We start from the raw sequence: 19,068 nt of genomic DNA, 5'->3' as shown, positions 1-19,068 counted from the left end.
CCCGCGAGCAGACGCATACGACCCCCGACACGCCGGGTGGGGCGGGGTGTATACGTCTGCTCGCGGGGAAACGAAAGTGGGGCGCCGGCTTTCGCCGACGCCCCAACCTCATTCGTTCTGCTTAGCCGTCGGTGCCACTGGCTCCGGAACCGCCGGCTGCACCGTTCGCGCCTCCGGTGCCGGGAGCACCGGCAGTGGTTCCGGCTCCGCCGCCGCCGGCCGCGCCACCCGTGCCGCCTGCGGCGCCGGTGCCACCCGTGCCGCCCTTGCCGCTGGTGCCGGTTGAGCCACCGGAACCGAAGAAGCCACCGCCGCCTGCAGTGCCGGCGCTGCCGCCGTTACCGCCCGCACCGCCGGTGCCACCCTTGCCGCCCGTGCCTCCGGTTCCGCCCTTGCCGCCGGTGCCACCGACACTGACCGCGGGGCCGCCGAGACCGCCTGCGCCGCCTGCGCCACCCGTTGCCGCGGTGTTGCCGCCATTGCCGCCGGTGCCGCCGTTGCCCGAATTGCCGCCGGTGCCGGTCAGGTACCCGCCGCCGCCGCCGTTACCGCCGCTGCCGCCGTTGGATCCGGCGCCACCGGCCGTGCCCGCTCCGCCGGTGCCGCCGTTGCCGCCCGCGCCGCCGGTGGACCCGTTGACACTGGTCGCGGCGCCGCCGAGGCCGCCGTTGCCGCCCGCAGCGCCTCCGGCGGAACCGTTGCCGCCGTTACCGCCGGCACCGCCGACAGCGGTGCCGAGCGGGTTGATGGAGACGCCGCCGATACCACCGGTGCCGCCCACGCCGGTGATACCGGTCCCGGTGCCGTTACCGCCGTCTTGGCCTGCGCCACCGGTGGCGACGCCGACTATGGCGACGGCCGGTGCGCCGATTGCGCCGATTGCCGGGTTACCCGGTGTGCCGCCCAGGACGGGGTTGATCAGGGTGTTGGACCCGTTCACGCCGTTACCACCGGTGCCGCCGCTACCGCCGGAGCCGAAGATGGTGAATGCCCCGGCGCTGCCGCCGCTGCCGCCGTTGCCGCCGTCCTGGGCTACGCCGGCCAGCGAGGTGTACCCGTTGCCACCGTTGCCACCGTTACCGCCGCTGCTGAAGATCGAGAAGGCTGCGCCGTTACCGCCGGAACCGCCATTGCCGTTCAGGCCGGCGGCCCCCCCGTTTCCTCCGTTACCCCAGTAGAAGCCGCTGCTGCCGCCGTTGCCGCCGTTGCCGCCGTTGATCAGCCCCGTCGGGTCGCCCGCTGCGCCGTTTCCGCCGCTGCCGAGGAAGAAGCCTCCGTTGGCCCCGTTCTGGCCGGGGAGCACCCCGTCGACGCCGTTGCCGACGAAGAGGTTCAGGACCGGGATGGTGCCGGCGATGTCGAGGAACGCCTCGAACGGTTCGGTACCGGGTACCGCGGCGGCCGAGGGGCCGATCAGAGCGTTCGACAGCGCGGTCGGCGTCGGTGCGGCCGAGTTTCCGAAGAGGAACGGCGGCAGCTCGAGGGACGAGACCGGCGCGGCGTGTGCTTCGCCGGTGGCGGCCACGAGTGCGATGGCGGGCGCGGCCAGGAAGATTCCTGCTCCGGCGAGGACAGCGCTGGCAGCTAAGCCGGTTCGCGACGACTTCTGCCGACGGTGTGTTGCGGTCTTGCATTCGCTGATGCGGGCCGAGCTAGCGTTCTGAGTTATCAAGGATCCCCCTGGTTGATTTTCGCTTAATAAGCTCTCAGCAACGTAACATCACTATCAGGTAACGCGGGCGTATTGATCCGAGCAATTCACGCGGTGATCCCTTGGCGGCCACCAGGTGGGGTGCTGGGACAGCGGCGCGGGGAGGATGCCGCGGCTGGTTCTCAGGTCGTCCGGTAGCACATCTGCAGTTCAGAATATATTTCTGAGAGAGCGCAGATTCGGGTTGTGGGCAGATCAAGACAGCCCAGATGGGACCCATCACAGGTTTCTCAGGCAATTCTCAGCCACTACGCGCCGTGCTGGCATATCGGTCGGGCGCTGGACAACCGCACTATGCGGGTTGGCTGGCAAACTTTACGAGTGTCGAGATCTTCTGCCGGAATAATGGTCCGGATGCGCTTCGGGATCAGTGCAGATCCGAGCACGTGAATCAACGGGCGTTAGCTATGTAGTCGTGGTGCGGTCTCCGCGCTGCCGCATCGCGGCGTCTGCGGCAACTGAGATTTCATTGACGCAGTAGCCGAGCAGTCGAGAATTTTCATCTGGCGTTTCATCGATGACACGCCGGTGGACCCGTCAATGACAGTGGGGGCGTCGGCTGTGCCGACGCCCCCACTGTCATCTGTTCTGCTTAGCCGTCGTTGCCGTTCGCTCCGGTTCCGCCAGCTGCACCGTTGGTGCCTCCGGTGCCTGTACCACCGGCAGTGGTGCCAGCTCCGGCTCCACCCGCGGCGCCACCGGCGCCACCAGCCGCACCGGTACCACCGGTGCCACCCTTGCCGCTGGTTGCACCCTTACCGCCGGAGCCGAAGAAGCCGCCGGAACCAGCGGTGCCGGCCGTGCCGCCGTTACCGCCCGCACCACCGGTGCCGCCCTTGCCGCCGTTTCCGCCGTTGCCACCCTTGCCGCCGGTGCCACCGACACTGACCGCCGGGCCGCCGATGCCGCCTGCGCCGCCTGCGCCACCGGTCGCGCTGGTGTTGCCACCGTTGCCACCCGTGCCGCCGCTGCCTGCGTTACCGCCGTTGCCGAGCAGGATGCCGCCGCCGCCGCCGCTACCGCCGTTGCCGCCGTTGGAACCGGCGCCACCAGCGGTGCCCGCGCCACCGTTGCCACCGTTGCCACCCGCACCGCCGGTGGACCCGTTGACGCTGGTCGCGGCGCCGCCGAGGCCACCTGCGCCGCCCGCAGCGCCTCCAGCGGAACCGTCGCCGCCGTTACCGCCTGCGCCGCCAACGGCGGTGCCGAGCGGATTGACCGAAACGCCGCCGATACCACCGGTGCCGCCGGCACCGAGGATGCCGTTGCCTGTGCCGTCACCACCGTCTTGGCCGGCTCCACCGGTGGCGACGCCGACGACGCCGACGGCCGGCGATCCGATTGCGCCGATTGCCGGATTGCCCGGTGTACCAGCTACCGGGTTACCGATCGTCGGTGTGCCCGCGACACCGTTTCCGCCGTTTCCGCCGTTTCCGCCACTGCCGGTGAGGGAGAAGAACCCGGCGCTACCGCCGTTGCCGCCGCTACCGGCGTCCTGGGCCTGGCCCAGCGGTTGGGTGTACCCGTTACCGCCGGTGCCGCCGTCGCCACCGCTGCCGAACAGCGAGAAGAATCCGGCGCTGCCACCGCTGCCGCCGGCCTGGCCAACGCCGCCGTTGCCGCCGTTGCCTGCGTTACCCCAGACAGAGAACAGGCCGGTGTTGGCACCGTTACCGCCGGCACCGCCGGGCAGGATGCCGAGAACGCCCGGCGCACCCGCCCCGCCGCTGCCGCCATTGCCGTAGAACAACCCGGCAGTGCCGCCGTTGCCGCCGGCACCGTTATTGATCACGCCGGTGGGGTCACCCGCTGCGCCGTTGCCGCCGCTGCCGATGAAGATGCCGCCGTTGCCCCCGTTGGTACCGGGCAGGATCGCGTCTGCGCCGTTACCGACGAAGAAGTTGAAGACAGGAATCTGGCCGGCGATGTCGAGGAAAGCCTCGAACGGGTCGGGGGCGGGTGCGACGAAGGCTGCAGCTGCCGAGTTGCCGATGAGGGCGTTCGACAGCGCGGTCGGCGTCGGTGCGGCCGAGTTTCCGAAGAGGAACGGCGGCAGCTCGAGGGACGAGACCGGCGCGGCGTGTGCTTCGCCGGTGGCGGCCACGAGTGCGATGGCGGGCGCGGCCAGGAAGATTCCTGCTCCGGCGAGGACAGCGCCGGCAGCTAAGCCGGTACGCGACGACTTCGGTCGCCGATGGGTCACGATCGTCCGTTCGCTGGTACCGGACGAGCTAGCGTCATGAGACATAGATGGAACTCCCTGGATTAGTGGCGCCTGCAAGATCACCAGCAACGTAACACCACGGTCACGTGGCAGGCCATAGTTTCCATAGGAAATTCATTTTTCCGTCGCCTGTGAGGTAGCTGGGCTGGGGCGGTCAGACCGGGATGCGACGGGAGATTCGGCACCCCCGACAGGGCGTCGAACTGAGTGCAGAAGGCAAGTGAGCACTTCAAGAGCCATTTTGTTCACCGTGCGCAATTCTGACTTTGTCTAGACAAATCTCCTGACTTAGTTCCTAATTACGATTTACTCAGCTTCTCCTCAGGTAAGTTTGTTGCTGGGGGCAATTAGCTCGGCTACATGCATGTTCCGTAGGAGCCGAACTTCGCAGCAAATTATTGACGCGCGAGCAACCGAATCGAGGGTTGCGGCAAGGGTCACATGTCGCCGCCGATCGGTCATTTGCAGAAAAGCTGCTCGGCTTAGCGGTGCAACTCTCACAGCGAGCCCGTGGGGCCGGGTGCAGATCGCGGCTGGCAACGGCAGAGGAGGGGGAGTAAGCCCGAAGTCGAAAATAAAAATGTCCTCAGCGTGTCGCCATCCGACACGCGGGCGGGCTGGCCCGTGTCGGCGCAGCAGGTGTGCCTGGTGTGGGTCGGCGTTTTGGCTGATGGGCGTGTAGCGCGCTATCGTTGTCGGCGATCCACCCAAGACCGTCGGTCACCGAGCAATCGGTCGAAGGTCCGGAGTCATCCGGACGGCCCACGCAGGAGGACGAGGCTTCTACTTGATCGGGCCCACGCGCCCGGCATATCAACGCCCCGACCGCATCCTGCGTCGGGGCGTTCGTCGTTTCCGGGTCCGGTGGAAGACCGAGACCTGCAAGACAAAGCAGCTACACAACCGAGGAGGCATGCATGGCCAAGGCTGACAAAGCCACTGCTGTCGCAGAGATCACTGAGCAGTTCAAGGCCTCGACTGCCACCGTCGTCACCGAGTACCGCGGTCTGACGGTGGCCAACCTGGCCGCCCTGCGTCGTTCACTCGGCGCCGGAGCCACGTACTCCGTCGCCAAGAACACGCTGGTCAAGCGTGCGGCGTCAGAGGCGGGCATCGAGGGGCTCGACGATTTGTTCGCCGGTCCCACCGCGATCGCGTTCATCAATGGTGAACCGGTCGACGCCGCCAAGGCTCTGAAGACCTTCGCCAAAGAAAACAAGGCGCTGGTCATCAAGGGCGGTTACATGGACGGCGCTGCGCTGACCGTGGCCCAGGTCGAGGCAATTGCCGACCTGGAATCACGCGAGGTGCTGCTGGCCAAGTTGGCCGGCGCGATGAAGGCGAAGACAAGTCAGGCCGCTGCGCTGTTCCAGGCGCCGCTGTCGCAGGTCGCTCGTCTGGTCTTTGCGCTGCAGGAAAAGCGGGCCGAGACCGAAGGCGCCCCAGAGTCGCCGTCGGTGGAGGGCACAGCCGACGAGGCTCCCGTGGCAGAAGCAGCAGCAGTCGAGGAGGCTCCCGCCGCGGAGACCACCGAGGCTGTCGCAGAGACAACCGAATAACCAGACCAATTTCCGTTTCAAAGCCCCGTTTTCAGAAAATCAGGAAGGACACACACCATGGCAAAGCTCAGCACTGACGAACTGCTTGATGCGTTCAAGGAACTGACCCTGCTCGAGCTCTCTGAGTTCGTGAAGGCGTTCGAGGAGACCTTCGACGTCACCGCGGCCGCCCCGGTCGCCGCCGCAGGCCCGGCAGCTGCCGCTGCCCCCGCCGAGGCCGCTGAGGAGCAGTCGGAATTCGACGTCATCCTCGAAGGTGCCGGCGAGAAGAAGATCGGCGTCATCAAGGTCGTCCGTGAGATCGTTTCCGGCCTGGGCCTCAAGGAGGCCAAGGACTTGGTCGACAGCGCGCCCAAGGCACTGCTGGAGAAGGTCAACAAGGATCAGGCCGACGACGCCAAGGCCAAGCTCGAGGCCGCCGGCGCTTCGGTCACCGTCAAGTAGTCGTTTTTTCTCTGCGCGAGCAGACACAAAGACCCCCGCACGCTCGGCGTGGCGGGGGTTCTTTGCGTCTGCTCGCGGGAGGCTCAGAGGGCGGTGTGCACGTAATGACACAAAAGCGGTCGGTGAAACGGCTGTGCGCTACAGTGACTCAAGCCACAGGCGGGAGGCAGGTGGTGGGGTTGATGATTCGGAAGGATTTCGCGTGGGCATTGGCATCCAGGTTGAGGGACTAACCAAGTCCTTCGGATCCCAGCGAATTTGGGAAGACGTCACGTTCGACATCCCGGAGGGTGAGGTCAGCGTCCTGCTGGGCCCCTCAGGTACGGGTAAGTCGGTCTTCTTGAAGTCGCTGATCGGTCTGCTTCGCCCGGAGCGCGGCTCTATCGTCGTCGATGGCACCAACATCTTGGAGTGCTCAGCCAAGGAGCTCTACGAGATCCGCACCCTGTTCGGGGTGATGTTCCAGGACGGCGCCCTGTTCGGGTCGATGAACCTCTATGACAACACCGCGTTCCCGCTGCGCGAGCACACCAAGAAAAAAGAGTCCGAGATCCGTCAGATCGTGATGGACAAACTCGACCTGGTCGGCCTCGGTGGCGATGAGACCAAATTCCCCGGTGAGATCTCCGGCGGTATGCGCAAGCGCGCCGGGCTGGCCCGTTCGCTGGTGCTCGACCCGAAGATCATCCTCTGCGATGAGCCCGACTCCGGTCTGGACCCGGTGCGTACCGCGTATCTGTCGCAGCTGTTGATCGATATCAACGCCCAGATCGACTGCACGATCTTGATCGTCACGCACAACATCAACATCGCCCGTACCGTGCCGGACAACATCGGCATGCTCTTCCGTAAGCACCTGGTGATGTTCGGTCCGCGCGAGGTTCTGCTGACCTCTGACGAGCCGGTGGTCAAGCAGTTCCTCAATGGTCGTCGTCTCGGTCCGATCGGTATGTCGGAAGAGAAGGACGAGTCGCAGATGGCCGAGGAGCAGGCACTCGTCGACGCCGGGCATCACGATGGTGGTGTCGAGGAAATCGAAGGTGTGCCGCCGCAGATCATCGCCACGCCGGGGATGCCGCACCGCCAAGCTGTCGATCGCCGTCAGGCCCGGGTGCGCGAGATCATGAGCACGCTGCCCCCGAACGCCCAACAGGCCATCCTCGATGACCTGGAGAACACGCGGAAAAACCAGTCGCACGAGTTCCCTGGAACTGATACCGCCTCGACGTCACATCACCACGTCCCCGTCGAGGACGATGCGCCGACGGCGTCGATCCCCGCCCAGCGCGAGGCCTGACCCTCAAGGCTTCTCAAGCAACGTGAAATGCCCGGCTGATGCCGGGCATTTCGCGTTTGTGACGTCTTGAGCAAATTCCACCGAGTCGACCAGTCGCGGGTTAGCGTTTCGTCAACGTCAATAAGGGGGGCAGTCGTTGATGGCGCACCAACGAAGGTGGCTTGCCGCGGCAGCGATCGGTATCGGTATCGGGGCTGCGATGGCCATCGGCTGCGGCGTCGCCTCCGCCGACGCCGGCTCATCGGGAGCGTCGAGCAGTCGCTCGGCCGACTCCGCGTCGCCCCAGGGTTCTACGACATCCGCCGGAAAATCTGCTGCCACTGCAAAGTCGGCCCGCTCCAAGCCTGCGACTGCGTTGCGCGCCCAGGGCGGCACGGACCGCCGACCGAGTGTGACGGCGACGGTAAAAGACACCAAAACCGTTGACACGCTTGCTGTTCCGACGACGGCAGCGGCAGTGACGGCGACGGCAACTGCGACCACGACGACGGTGGCGGTGGAAGCCACCGATGTCACCGAAGCTGCCGCTCCGGTGGAAACCGTGCCTGCGGCACAGACCCGATCCGCTCCTCGTTCGTCGGCCCGCTCTGACGGGGCGCCGGCGGTCCGCGCACGTGCGCGTGCCGTTGCCGCCTCCGCGGTCGGCGACGGGGTGACCGGCGTCAAGGTGGGCCACTCAGATCTCTATATCCCGATCGGCACCGACGAGAGCTACACCGCGGCCGCGGATTGGTACTTCCCCACGCAAGCCGACGGCACGGTCAATGCCCAAGGCGTCATCTATCTGCAGCACGGCTTCTTCGGATTCAAGTCGTGGTACTCGGCGCTGGCCACTCAGCTCGCCCTGCAGACCAACAGCGTCGTCGTGGCGCCCAACGTCCCGTGGTTCCAATTTCCATGGGACTGCACGGGTTGTCTGCTCAGCGGTGCACCGATGGCGGAGGGGGTCGCGGGGCTGTTCGCTGATCCCGATCGAACCTGGCTGACCGCCAGCGCCAACGCCGCCGGCTACGTAGGTGGGCCCCTGCCGCAGGACTTCGTGCTGACCGGTCACTCGGCAGGCGGCGGACTGGCCGCGACTGCGGGCGGCTTCTACAACCAGGCCGTACCCAGCGGCGACAACCATCTCAAGGGCGTCGTGATGTACGACGGCGTCTCCTCGAGCGCCACCTTTGCCGACTCATTGGCCAAACTCGGGGATATCCCGGTGTACCAGATCGCCGCCCCGCCGCAGCCGTGGAATGCCAACGGTCAGACGACCACCGACCTGGTGGCGCTGCGGCCCGATCAGTTCGTCGGTGACGTGCTGGCCAACGGCTCGCATGTCGACTCGTTGATCGGTGGCAATCTGCTTGCCGATATCGCCAGCCAACTGCTCGTCAAGTGTTCACCGGCGGGCAACACCCAGGCCGTATACACCCTGGCCACCGGCTGGATCAACGACTTCTACGCAGGTAACACCCCGACCACTCCCGGTCCCACCTATGGCATCTACGGCGACCCCGACCAGTACATCGTCATGGGCCCGACCGCTGCCGTGGTCCTCGGGCCGCCGCCGGTCGTCGATGTCAACGACTACTCCGGTCTCTGGTACGAGGTAGGCAGCGTCAAGCAGTTCTTCTCGATCGGTCTGGTCAACACCACAGCTGTGTACACCCCGCTACTCGACGGATCGATCAAGGTCGAGAACTCCGGTAACTACTTCGTCAACAACGGCCCGCAGTCCACCATCGTCGGCAACGCCGTGTCACTCAATGTCGATAACAACAAGCTGAACGTCAGCTTCCTGGGCCCGGCCTCGGCCACCCCGCCCGGCAACTACTGGATCGTCGATCTGGCTCCCGACTACAGCTGGGCGATCGTCTCCGACTCCACCGGAGGCACGGGATTCCTGCTCAGTCGCACCCCGACGGTGTCCGACGCGCTGTATCAGGAACTGCTGAACCGGGCGTCGGTCAAGGGCGTCAACCGGTGGATCACCCCGACGCGGCAGCCGCAGGCGGCCTCAACCGGCGGCGCGGCGTCCACGCTGGCTGGGCTGGCCGCCTAGTGACGTGCGCATTGATCGCTGCTCGGCAACTTATCCCCACCAAAGGCGCGTCACCTCTTGACGGAACCGCAACTAGGGGTCAATCTGTTTCGCAGCATGTTTGAATGGGTTGAACGAGACGCCAGCCAGCGCCTTTTTGTCCCCCATTTTGTGCACGACGTGTGGTAGTTGAGGAATAGGCCGTCCTGCGGTACTGTTGGACGTTGCGCTGGCTGCCTCCTGCCCACTAACCGCCTCCGACCGCATTTGACCTCTGTGTCCTAGCCTGAGCTCCTGCTCAGCGACCTAGTTGCGTGCCGTGCGTCTGTGACCCGGACAGTGGTCATCCAGCCGAACCATCGCAGATAAGCGACACACGGTCCGGCACCCCGGCACCCGGTAGTCGCGTGAGGTGCTGGAAGGACGCATCTTGGCAGTCTCCCGCCAGACAAACACAGGTACATCGAATTCATCGGTACCTGGAGCACCAAACCGAATTTCCTTCGCAAAGCTCCGCGAACCTCTTGAGGTTCCGGGGCTACTCGACGTCCAGACGGAGTCGTTCGAGTGGCTGATCGGTTCCGATCGCTGGCGTGCGAAGGCGCTGGACCGCGGCGATGTCGTCGACCCCGTCGGCGGCCTCGAAGAGGTGCTCGCTGAATTGTCGCCGATCGAAGATTTCTCCGGCTCGATGTCGTTGAGCTTCTCCGATCCGCGCTTCGACGAGGTCAAGGCCCCGGTCGACGAGTGCAAAGACAAGGACATGACGTACGCGGCCCCGCTGTTCGTCACGGCCGAGTTCATCAACAACAACACCGGTGAGATCAAGAGCCAGACGGTCTTCATGGGTGATTTCCCGATGATGACCGAGAAGGGCACCTTCATCATCAACGGCACCGAGCGTGTCGTGGTGTCCCAGCTGGTCCGCTCTCCGGGTGTCTACTTCGACGACACCATCGACAAGTCCACCGAGAAGACGCTGCACAGCGTCAAGGTGATCCCCGGCCGCGGTGCATGGCTGGAATTCGACGTCGACAAGCGCGACACCGTCGGTGTCCGCATCGACCGCAAGCGTCGCCAGCCCGTCACGGTGCTGCTGAAGGCGCTCGGCTGGACCAACGAGATGATCACCGAGCGCTTCGGCTTCTCCGAGATCATGATGTCGACGCTGGAGAAGGACAACACCGCCGGCCCCGATGAGGCGCTGCTGGATATCTACCGCAAGCTGCGTCCGGGCGAACCGCCCACCAAGGAGTCCGCGCAGACCCTGCTGGAGAACCTGTTCTTCAAGGAGAAGCGCTACGACCTGGCTCGCGTGGGTCGCTACAAGGTCAACAAGAAGCTTGGCCTGAACGTGGGCAAGCCGATCACGAGCTCGACGCTGACCGAAGAGGACATCGTCGCGACCATCGAGTACCTGGTGCGCTTGCACGATGCTCAGGATGGGCAGCCCGCGTTCATGACGGCTCCCGGTGGCGCCGAGGTTCCGGTCGAGGTCGACGACATCGACCACTTCGGTAACCGTCGCCTGCGTACCGTCGGCGAGCTGATCCAGAATCAGATCCGGGTCGGCCTGTCCCGCATGGAGCGCGTCGTCCGCGAGCGGATGACCACTCAGGACGTCGAGGCGATCACGCCGCAGACCCTGATCAACATCCGTCCCGTCGTGGCGGCGATCAAGGAGTTCTTCGGAACCAGCCAGCTGTCGCAGTTCATGGACCAGAACAACCCACTGTCGGGTCTGACCCACAAGCGCCGCCTGTCGGCGCTGGGCCCCGGTGGTCTGTCCCGTGAGCGTGCCGGCCTCGAAGTTCGTGACGTGCACTCCAGCCACTACGGCCGCATGTGCCCGATCGAGACCCCGGAAGGCCCGAACATCGGCCTGATCGGTTCGCTGTCGGTGTACGCGCGGGTCAACCCGTTCGGCTTCATCGAGACGCCTTATCGGAAGGTCGTCGAGGGTGTCGTCACCGACGAGATCCATTACCTGACCGCCGACGAGGAGGACCGCCACGTCGTGGCGCAGGCCAACTCGCCGGTCGACGCCGAGGACCGGTTCACCGAGGACCGCATCCTGGTTCGTCGTAAGGGTGGCGAGGTCGAGAACGTCCTCCCGACCGAGGTCGACTACATGGACGTCTCGCCGCGCCAGATGGTGTCGGTGGCCACGGCCATGATCCCGTTCCTCGAGCACGACGACGCCAACCGTGCCCTGATGGGTGCCAACATGCAGCGCCAGGCGGTTCCGCTGGTGCGCAGCGAGGCACCGTTGGTGGGCACCGGTATGGAATTGCGCGCCGCGATCGACGCCGGTGACGTTGTCGTCGCCGACAAGACCGGTGTCATCGAGGAGGTGTCGGCCGACTACATCACCGTGATGGCCGACGACGGCAGCCGCCAGACCTACCGGATGCGCAAGTTCGCCCGCTCCAACCACGGCACGTGCGCCAACCAGCGCCCGATCGTCGACAGTGGTCAGCGGGTCGAGGCCGGCCAGGTGCTGGCCGATGGACCCTGCACCGAAAACGGTGAGATGGCCCTCGGTAAGAACCTGCTCGTGGCGATCATGCCGTGGGAAGGCCACAACTACGAGGACGCGATCATCCTCTCGCAGCGCCTGGTTGAGGAGGACGTCCTGACGTCCATCCACATCGAGGAGCACGAGATCGACGCCCGCGACACCAAGCTGGGTGCCGAGGAAATCACCAGGGACATCCCGAACGTCTCCGATGAGGTGCTGGCCGATCTCGACGAGCGCGGCATCATCCGCATCGGCGCCGAGGTCCGTGACGGCGACATCCTCGTCGGCAAGGTCACTCCGAAGGGCGAGACCGAGCTGACTCCCGAAGAGCGCCTGCTGCGCGCCATCTTCGGCGAGAAGGCCCGCGAAGTCCGCGACACCTCGCTGAAGGTGCCGCACGGCGAGTCCGGCAAGGTCATCGGCATCCGCGTGTTCTCCCGCGAGGATGACGACGAGCTGCCCGCAGGCGTCAACGAGCTGGTCCGGGTGTACGTGGCCCAGAAGCGCAAGATCTCCGACGGCGACAAGCTCGCCGGACGCCACGGCAACAAGGGCGTCATCGGCAAGATCCTGCCCATCGAGGACATGCCGTTCATGGAGGACGGCACGCCGGTCGACATCATCCTGAACACGCACGGTGTGCCGCGACGGATGAATATCGGTCAGATCCTGGAAACCCACCTCGGGTGGGTCGCCAAGACGGGCTGGAACATCGACGTCGCAGCTGGAGTCCCCGAGTGGGCGCAGAAGCTCCCCGAGGAGCTGCTGTCGGCGCCGGCGGACACCAACACGGCCACCCCGGTGTTCGACGGTGCACAGGAAGGTGAGCTGACCGGTCTGCTGGCCTCGACGCTGGCCAACCGCGACGGCACGGTGCTCGTCAACGCCGACGGTAAGGCCAAGTTGTTCGACGGCCGCAGTGGTGAACCGTTCCCGTACCCGGTGACGGTCGGCTACATGTACATCCTGAAGCTGCACCACTTGGTCGACGACAAGATCCACGCCCGCTCCACCGGTCCGTACTCGATGATCACGCAGCAGCCGCTGGGTGGTAAGGCGCAGTTCGGTGGTCAGCGATTCGGTGAGATGGAGTGCTGGGCCATGCAGGCCTACGGCGCGGCGTACACGCTGCAGGAACTCTTGACCATCAAGTCTGACGACACCGTCGGCCGGGTCAAGGTGTACGAGGCGATCGTCAAGGGCGAGAACATCCCCGAGCCGGGCATCCCGGAGTCGTTCAAGGTGCTCCTCAAGGAGCTTCAGTCGCTGTGCCTCAACGTTGAGGTGCTCTCATCCGATGGTGCTGCCATCGAGATGCGAGACGGCGATGACGAAGACCTGGAACGCGCTGCCGCCAACTTGGGAATCAACTTGTCGCGCAACGAATCTGCTTCTGTTGAGGACCTGGCCTGAGGTTGCGGCTCCGCCGCGGGGCTCTAACCCTCCGCTTTGATTTTTTGATATTTATCTAAACCCGAAAGGGGAAAGGGAGTTACGTGCTAGACGTCAACTTCTTCGATGAACTCCGCATTGGCCTTGCCACCGCGGACGACATCCGCAACTGGTCCTTCGGCGAGGTCAAAAAGCCGGAGACCATCAACTACCGCACGCTCAAGCCAGAGAAGGACGGCCTGTTCTGCGAGAAGATCTTCGGACCGACTCGCGACTGGGAGTGCTACTGCGGCAAGTACAAGCGCGTGCGCTTCAAGGGCATCATCTGCGAGCGCTGCGGCGTCGAGGTGACCCGCGCCAAGGTGCGTCGTGAGCGGATGGGCCATATCGAACTGGCCGCACCCGTCACGCACATCTGGTACTTCAAGGGCGTGCCGTCCCGGTTGGGCTACCTGCTCGACTTGGCGCCGAAGGATCTCGAAAAGATCATCTACTTCGCCGCTTACGTGATCACCGCCGTCGACCAGGAAATGCGGCATAACGAGCTCTCCACGCTCGAAGCCGAGATGGTCGTCGAGAAGAAGGCCGTCGCCGATCAGCGCGACGCCGATCTCGAGGCGCGCGCCCAGAAGCTCGAAGCCGATATGAAGGAGCTCGAGGACGAGGGCGCCAAGTCGGACGTCAAGCGCAAGGTGCGTGACGGTGGCGAGCGCGAAATGCGTCAGCTCCGTGATCGGGCCCAGCGTGAGCTGGACCGGCTCGACGAGATCTGGACCACCTTCACCAAGCTGGCCGTCAAGCAGCTCATCGTCGACGAGAACCTCTACCGCGAGATCGTCGACCGCTACGGCGAGTACTTCCAGGGCGCCATGGGCGCGGAGTCGATCCAGAAGCTCATCGAGAACTTCGATATCGACGCCGAGGCCGAGAGCCTGCGCGACACCATCAAGAACGGCAAGGGACAGAAGAAGCTTCGTGCCCTCAAGCGACTGAAGGTTGTCGCGGCGTTCCAGATGAACCGCAACTCGCCCATGGGCATGGTGCTCAACGCTGTTCCGGTGATCCCGCCGGAGCTGCGCCCGATGGTCCAGCTCGACGGTGGCCGCTTTGCCACCTCCGATCTGAACGATCTGTACCGCCGCGTGATCAACCGCAACAACCGTCTCAAGAGGCTGATCGATCTCGGTGCCCCCGAGATCATCGTCAACAACGAGAAGCGGATGCTGCAGGAGTCCGTGGACGCGCTGTTCGACAACGGCCGTCGTGGCCGGCCCGTCACTGGACCGGGCAACCGTCCGCTGAAGTCGCTGTCCGACTTGCTCAAGGGCAAGCAGGGCCGCTTCCGGCAGAACCTGCTCGGTAAGCGCGTCGACTACTCGGGCCGTTCGGTCATCGTCGTCGGCCCCCAGCTCAAGCTGCACCAGTGCGGTCTGCCCAAGCTGATGGCTCTCGAGCTGTTCAAGCCGTTCGTGATGAAGCGTCTGGTTGACCTCAACCACGCGCAGAACATCAAGAGCGCCAAGCGCATGGTCGAGCGTCAGCGTCCCCAGGTGTGGGATGTCCTCGAAGAGGTCATCGCCGAGCACCCGGTGCTGCTGAACCGTGCACCAACCCTGCACCGGTTGGGCATCCAGGCCTTCGAGCCGCAGCTGGTGGAGGGCAAGGCCATCCAGCTGCACCCGCTGGTCTGCGAGGCGTTCAACGCCGACTTCGACGGTGACCAGATGGCCGTCCATCTCCCGCTGTCCGCAGAGGCCCAGGCCGAAGCGCGCATCCTGATGCTGTCGAGCAACAACATCCTGTCTCCCGCGTCGGGCCGCCCGCTGGCCATGCCGCGTCTGGACATGGTGACCGGTCTGTTCTTCCTGACCACCGAGATCCCCGGTGACACAGGCGAATACGTCGCAGCCGGCACGGATCAGCCCGAGTTCGGGGTGTACAGCTCGCCGTCCGAGGCCATCATGGCCCTGGACCGCGGCGTGCTGTCCGTGCGCGCCAAGATCAAGATCCGTCTGACGCAGCTGCGTCCGCCGGTCGAGGTCGAGACCGAGCTGTTCGGCGAAAACGGTTGGCGCCCAGGCCTTGCCTGGACCGCCGACACGACGCTGGGTCGTGTGATCTTCAACGAGCTGCTGCCGAAGAGTTACCCCTTCGTCAACAAGCAGCAGCACAAGAAGGTCCAGGCGGCGATCATCAACGATCTCGCCGAGCGCTACCCGATGATCGTCGTCGCGCAGACCGTCGACAAGCTCAAGGACGCCGGATTCCACTGGGCCACCCGTTCGGGTGTCACCGTGGCCATGTCCGACGTGCTGGTGCCGCCGCAGAAGAAGGAAATTCTCGACCGTTACGAGGCAGAAGCCGAAGCGATCGAGAAGAAGTACCAGCGTGGCGCGCTCAACACCACCGAGCGCAAAGACGGCCTGGTCAAGATCTGGCAGGAAGCGACCGAAGAGGTCGGTAAGGCTCTTGAGGCTTACTACCCCGACGACAACCCGATCATGACGATCGTGAAGTCCGGCGCGACAGGCAACCTCACGCAGACGCGCACCCTGGCCGGCATGAAGGGTCTGGTGACCAACCCGAAGGGCGAGTACATCCCGCGCCCCATCAAGTCCTCGTTCCGCGAGGGCCTGACGGTGCTGGAGTACTTCATCAACACCCACGGTGCCCGTAAGGGTCTGGCTGATACCGCCCTGCGCACCGCCGACTCGGGTTACCTGACCCGTCGTCTGGTGGACGTCAGCCAGGACGTGATCGTCCGCGAGCACGACTGCACCACGGAGCGTGGCGTCACCGTCACCATCGCCGAGGAGCAGCCGGACGGCACGCTGATCACCGATCCGCATGTGGAGACCAGTGCGTATGCGCGCACCTTGGCCGCCGATGCGGTCGACAAGAACGGAAACGTTGTTGTCGAGCGTGGTCACGACCTGGGCGACCCTGCCATCGCGGCACTGTTGGCCGCGGGTGTCACGCAGGTCAAGGTTCGGTCGGTGCTGACCTGCACCACCGGTACCGGCGTCTGCGCCACCTGTTACGGCCGTTCGATGGCCACCGGCAAGCTGGTCGATATCGGTGAGGCCGTCGGCATCGTCGCCGCGCAGTCCATCGGTGAGCCCGGCACGCAGCTGACCATGCGTACCTTCCACCAGGGTGGCGTCGGCGACGACATCACCGGTGGTCTGCCGCGTGTGCAGGAGCTGTTCGAGGCCCGGATTCCGCGGAACCGGGCACCGATCGCGGACGTCACAGGACGGGTTCGTCTCGAGGAGAGCGACAAGTTCTACAAGATGACGATCGTCCCCGACGACGGTGGCGAGGAAGTTGTCTACGACAAGCTCTCCAAGCGTCAGCGGCTGCGTGTCTTCAAGCACGAAGACGGCAGCGAGCGGTTGCTCTCCGACGGCGATCACGTCGTGGTGGGCCAGCAGCTCATGGAAGGCTCCGCCGACCCGCACGAGGTGTTGCGCGTCATGGGCCCGCGCGAGGTGCAGGTGCACCTCGTCAGCGAGGTCCAGGAGGTGTACCGCGCTCAGGGTGTGTCGATCCACGACAAGCACATCGAGGTGATTGTTCGCCAGATGCTGCGCCGCGTGACCATCATCGATTCTGGCGCAACGGAATTCCTGCCCGGCTCGTTGACCGAGCGGGCGGAGTTCGAGGCCGCCAACCGTCGGGTGGTCGCTGAGGGCAATGAGCCCGCAGCGGGTCGTCCGGTGCTGATGGGTATCACCAAGGCGTCGCTGGCCACCGATTCATGGTTGTCGGCAGCGTCGTTCCAGGAGACCACGCGTGTGCTGACCGATGCGGCGATCAACTGCCGCAGCGACAAGCTGCTGGGTCTGAAGGAGAACGTGATCATCGGCAAGCTGATCCCGGCCGGTACCGGTATCAACCGTTACCGCAACATCCAGGTTCAGCCGACCGAAGAGGCCCGCGCTGCGGCGTACACGATCCCGTCCTACGAGGATCAGTACTACAGCCCGGACTTCGGTCAGGCCACTGGTGCCGCGGTTCCGTTGGACGATTACGGCTACAGCGATTATCGGTAACTAACTCTGCGCGAGCAGACACAAACAACCCCCGGCGCCCAGCGTGTCGGGGGTTGTTTGTGTCTGGTGGGCGGGTTATCCACAGCGCTGACTACCCGTCGCGCGTCGTGTTGTGGACGATCGCCGGATGCCCATCGACGAAATGTTCAGCGCAGACGCGGGATTGGCGACCCGCGACCAACTGCTCGCGTCAATGAATCCCAAGACACTGGCTCGACAGGTCGCAGCCGGTGCACTGGTGCGGGTGTGGCACGGGGTGTACGCCGCGGCCATGCCCGATCTGCCGGGCCGGCTGGCGGCTTTGGAACTATCGGTCGGTCGGCCAATAGTTGCGTGTATGCACAGTGCCGCAACGCTTTACGGGTTCGGCACCGAGGATCCCGGGCGGATGCATGTGCTCGATCCCGGCGCGCGGGTGCGGCCGAATTCGCAGCTGATGGTGCACCAGAGACTCGGCGCACCGTTGAAACGGGTCCAGGGCCGGCTTGCCACCGCGCCCGCGTGGACCGCAGTCGAGGTGGCCCGCACGCAGTGGCGCCCTGGTGCGTTGGCGACGCTTGATGCGGCCCTGCGTAGCGGAGCGTGCGACCGCCAGGAACTAGCTGCGGCCCTGCGCGAGCAGAAAGGCCGACGCGGTGTCGTCAAGGTGCGGGAGTTGTTGCCATTGGCGGACTCCCGTGCCGAATCGGCCATGGAGAGCATGGCGCGCATGATCATGATCGACGGCGGACTCCCGATGCCTGAGCTGCAATACGAAATCGTCGATCGGCAGGGCCGGGTGTGGCGGGTGGACTTCGCATGGCCGCAGCATCGGGTGGTGGCCGAATACGAGAGTATCGCTTGGCATTCCGGTGCTGCGGAAATGCTCAACGACCGCATCCGCACCGCGGCGATTCAGGACTGTCGCTGGACGACGGTGCCGATTGTCGTGCACGACATCTATCGCGACCGGATGGGGTTCGTTGACCGCATGCACCGTCAGCTAGATCGGGCCGCCTGATTTTTTCTGGCGAGCAGACGCAAAGGGTTACCGCAGCCCGGCGTGTCGAGGGCCTTTTACGTCTGCTCGCGCTAGATCAGTTACGTCGTGACGGTGAGCGGCAGCGTGACCGACCCTGATCGCGCGCTGACCGCCAGCAGATAGCGGCCGTCGACGGGCACCGCTATCCGCAGCGGGAAATAGGCGAAGCCGATTTCTCCGCCGAGACTGGATTTGGGTACCTCAAAGCTGAACGGCTGGGACTCGCCGGCCGGGTCGGCGAGCGTGAGGTTGATGGTGGCGGTTTGGTCGAGGGGCTCCGGTTGGATGAGCACCACCAGCGTCGCAACGGCGACCCGGCTTGGTCCGGCTCGGAAGGAGCTGACGACGCCGCCTTGGATGTTCAGCTTGTTGTCGACGACGGACGCGGATTCGGCAAGGAGCGCTCCAGTAAGTATCACCACTCGAACGTAACCGACTTTGCTGGGGAAAACGCACACCTGGCAGGATCAGGTCAGATAGACCTTCCGCAGGGTCTCGGTGACGGTCCATGTGGTCTCGGCTCCCGAGGCCAGGCGTGCCACGTCACCGGGGCCCAGCTGCAGGCTCGGGCTGCCGTCGGCGAAGTCCACCGTTGCTGAGCCGGACAGCACGATGAACAGCTCGTTGAGCTCGACATCGGTCATCACTCCCGGCGACATCTCCCAGACGCCCACTTCGAGGCCGTCGAAGTCACCGAGGGCGTGCGTGCCCGTGGTCGGACTGTCACGCACCGATTGGGCGGCGGGGACGGGCTCATGGGTCAGCGTGGTGGCTGTGGCGTGGACGACGGTGTTGGGCTGCAATTCGGTCACCCG

General features: G+C 65.1%; 11 protein-coding genes. 7 read left to right on the top strand and 4 right to left on the bottom strand.

From position 1 onward, the window contains the following. Positions 1 to 121 precede the first annotated feature (121 nt). On the bottom strand, positions 122 to 1,672 hold the full coding sequence (locus tag ADBZ9O_RS27860) for a PE family protein (protein WP_526526452.1): 1,551 nt from the start codon (positions 1,670 to 1,672) through the stop codon (positions 122 to 124). Positions 1,673 to 2,303: 631 nt separating this feature from the next. Further along, on the bottom strand, positions 2,304 to 3,959 hold the full coding sequence (locus tag ADBZ9O_RS27855; RefSeq protein WP_526526450.1) for a hypothetical protein: 1,656 nt from the start codon (positions 3,957 to 3,959) through the stop codon (positions 2,304 to 2,306). 893 nt (positions 3,960 to 4,852) lie between these two features. On the opposite strand from ADBZ9O_RS27855, the gene rplJ reads away from it, so the two are divergent. The 7 genes from rplJ to ADBZ9O_RS27820 all read left to right on the top strand — a co-directional run bounded on the left by rplJ (position 4,853) and on the right by ADBZ9O_RS27820 (position 18,232). Next, positions 4,853 to 5,494, top strand: coding sequence for a 50S ribosomal protein L10 (rplJ, locus tag ADBZ9O_RS27850; RefSeq protein WP_526526449.1), 642 nt, complete (start codon positions 4,853 to 4,855; stop codon positions 5,492 to 5,494). Positions 5,495 to 5,551: 57 nt separating this feature from the next. After that, complete coding sequence (gene rplL, locus ADBZ9O_RS27845; protein ID WP_526526447.1) at positions 5,552 to 5,938, top strand: 50S ribosomal protein L7/L12; 387 nt, start codon at positions 5,552 to 5,554, stop codon at positions 5,936 to 5,938. A 202-nt stretch (positions 5,939 to 6,140) separates the two neighbouring features. Further along, positions 6,141 to 7,235, top strand: a complete 1,095-nt coding sequence (locus ADBZ9O_RS27840) for an ABC transporter ATP-binding protein (protein WP_526526446.1) — start codon at positions 6,141 to 6,143, stop codon at positions 7,233 to 7,235. Between the two features lie 139 nt (positions 7,236 to 7,374). Further along, positions 7,375 to 9,285, top strand: coding sequence for a lipocalin family protein (locus ADBZ9O_RS27835; RefSeq protein WP_526526444.1), 1,911 nt, complete (start codon positions 7,375 to 7,377; stop codon positions 9,283 to 9,285). A gap of 409 nt (positions 9,286 to 9,694) precedes the next feature. Continuing rightward, positions 9,695 to 13,198: a DNA-directed RNA polymerase subunit beta gene (gene rpoB / locus ADBZ9O_RS27830; protein WP_526526442.1), complete on the top strand. Its 3,504-nt coding sequence runs from the start codon at positions 9,695 to 9,697 to the stop codon at positions 13,196 to 13,198. Positions 13,199 to 13,281: 83 nt separating this feature from the next. Continuing rightward, entirely contained in the window at positions 13,282 to 17,232 is a 3,951-nt protein-coding gene (locus ADBZ9O_RS27825; RefSeq protein WP_526526441.1) for a DNA-directed RNA polymerase subunit beta', read from the top strand. A 127-nt stretch (positions 17,233 to 17,359) separates the two neighbouring features. Then, on the top strand, positions 17,360 to 18,232 hold the full coding sequence (locus ADBZ9O_RS27820) for a type IV toxin-antitoxin system AbiEi family antitoxin (protein WP_526526440.1): 873 nt from the start codon (positions 17,360 to 17,362) through the stop codon (positions 18,230 to 18,232). Positions 18,233 to 18,312: 80 nt separating this feature from the next. On the opposite strand, the gene ADBZ9O_RS27815 is transcribed toward ADBZ9O_RS27820, so the two are convergent. Together ADBZ9O_RS27815 and ADBZ9O_RS27810 are read right to left on the bottom strand one after the other, a co-directional pair. Next, entirely contained in the window at positions 18,313 to 18,672 is a 360-nt protein-coding gene (locus ADBZ9O_RS27815) for a hypothetical protein (RefSeq protein ID WP_526526439.1), read from the bottom strand. A 48-nt stretch (positions 18,673 to 18,720) separates the two neighbouring features. Beyond that, entirely contained in the window at positions 18,721 to 19,056 is a 336-nt protein-coding gene (locus tag ADBZ9O_RS27810) for a cupin domain-containing protein (protein ID WP_526533576.1), read from the bottom strand. Positions 19,057 to 19,068 lie beyond the last annotated feature (12 nt).

Origin of the sequence: Mycobacterium sp. (genome assembly GCF_965229105.1) — a bacterium.
Lineage (GTDB): Bacteria > Actinomycetota > Actinomycetes > Mycobacteriales > Mycobacteriaceae > Mycobacterium.
This window is presented reverse-complemented; position numbering and strand designations above follow the sequence as displayed.

Coding starts and splice junctions, on each gene's coding strand:
- ADBZ9O_RS27855 (WP_526526450.1), bottom strand. CDS start 3,959: ATGTCTCATGACGCTAGCTCGTCCGGTACCAGCGAACGGACGATCGTG.
- rplJ (WP_526526449.1), top strand. CDS start 4,853: ATGGCCAAGGCTGACAAAGCCACTGCTGTCGCAGAGATCACTGAGCAG.
- rplL (WP_526526447.1), top strand. CDS start 5,552: ATGGCAAAGCTCAGCACTGACGAACTGCTTGATGCGTTCAAGGAACTG.
- ADBZ9O_RS27835 (WP_526526444.1), top strand. CDS start 7,375: ATGGCGCACCAACGAAGGTGGCTTGCCGCGGCAGCGATCGGTATCGGT.
- ADBZ9O_RS27820 (WP_526526440.1), top strand. CDS start 17,360: ATGCCCATCGACGAAATGTTCAGCGCAGACGCGGGATTGGCGACCCGC.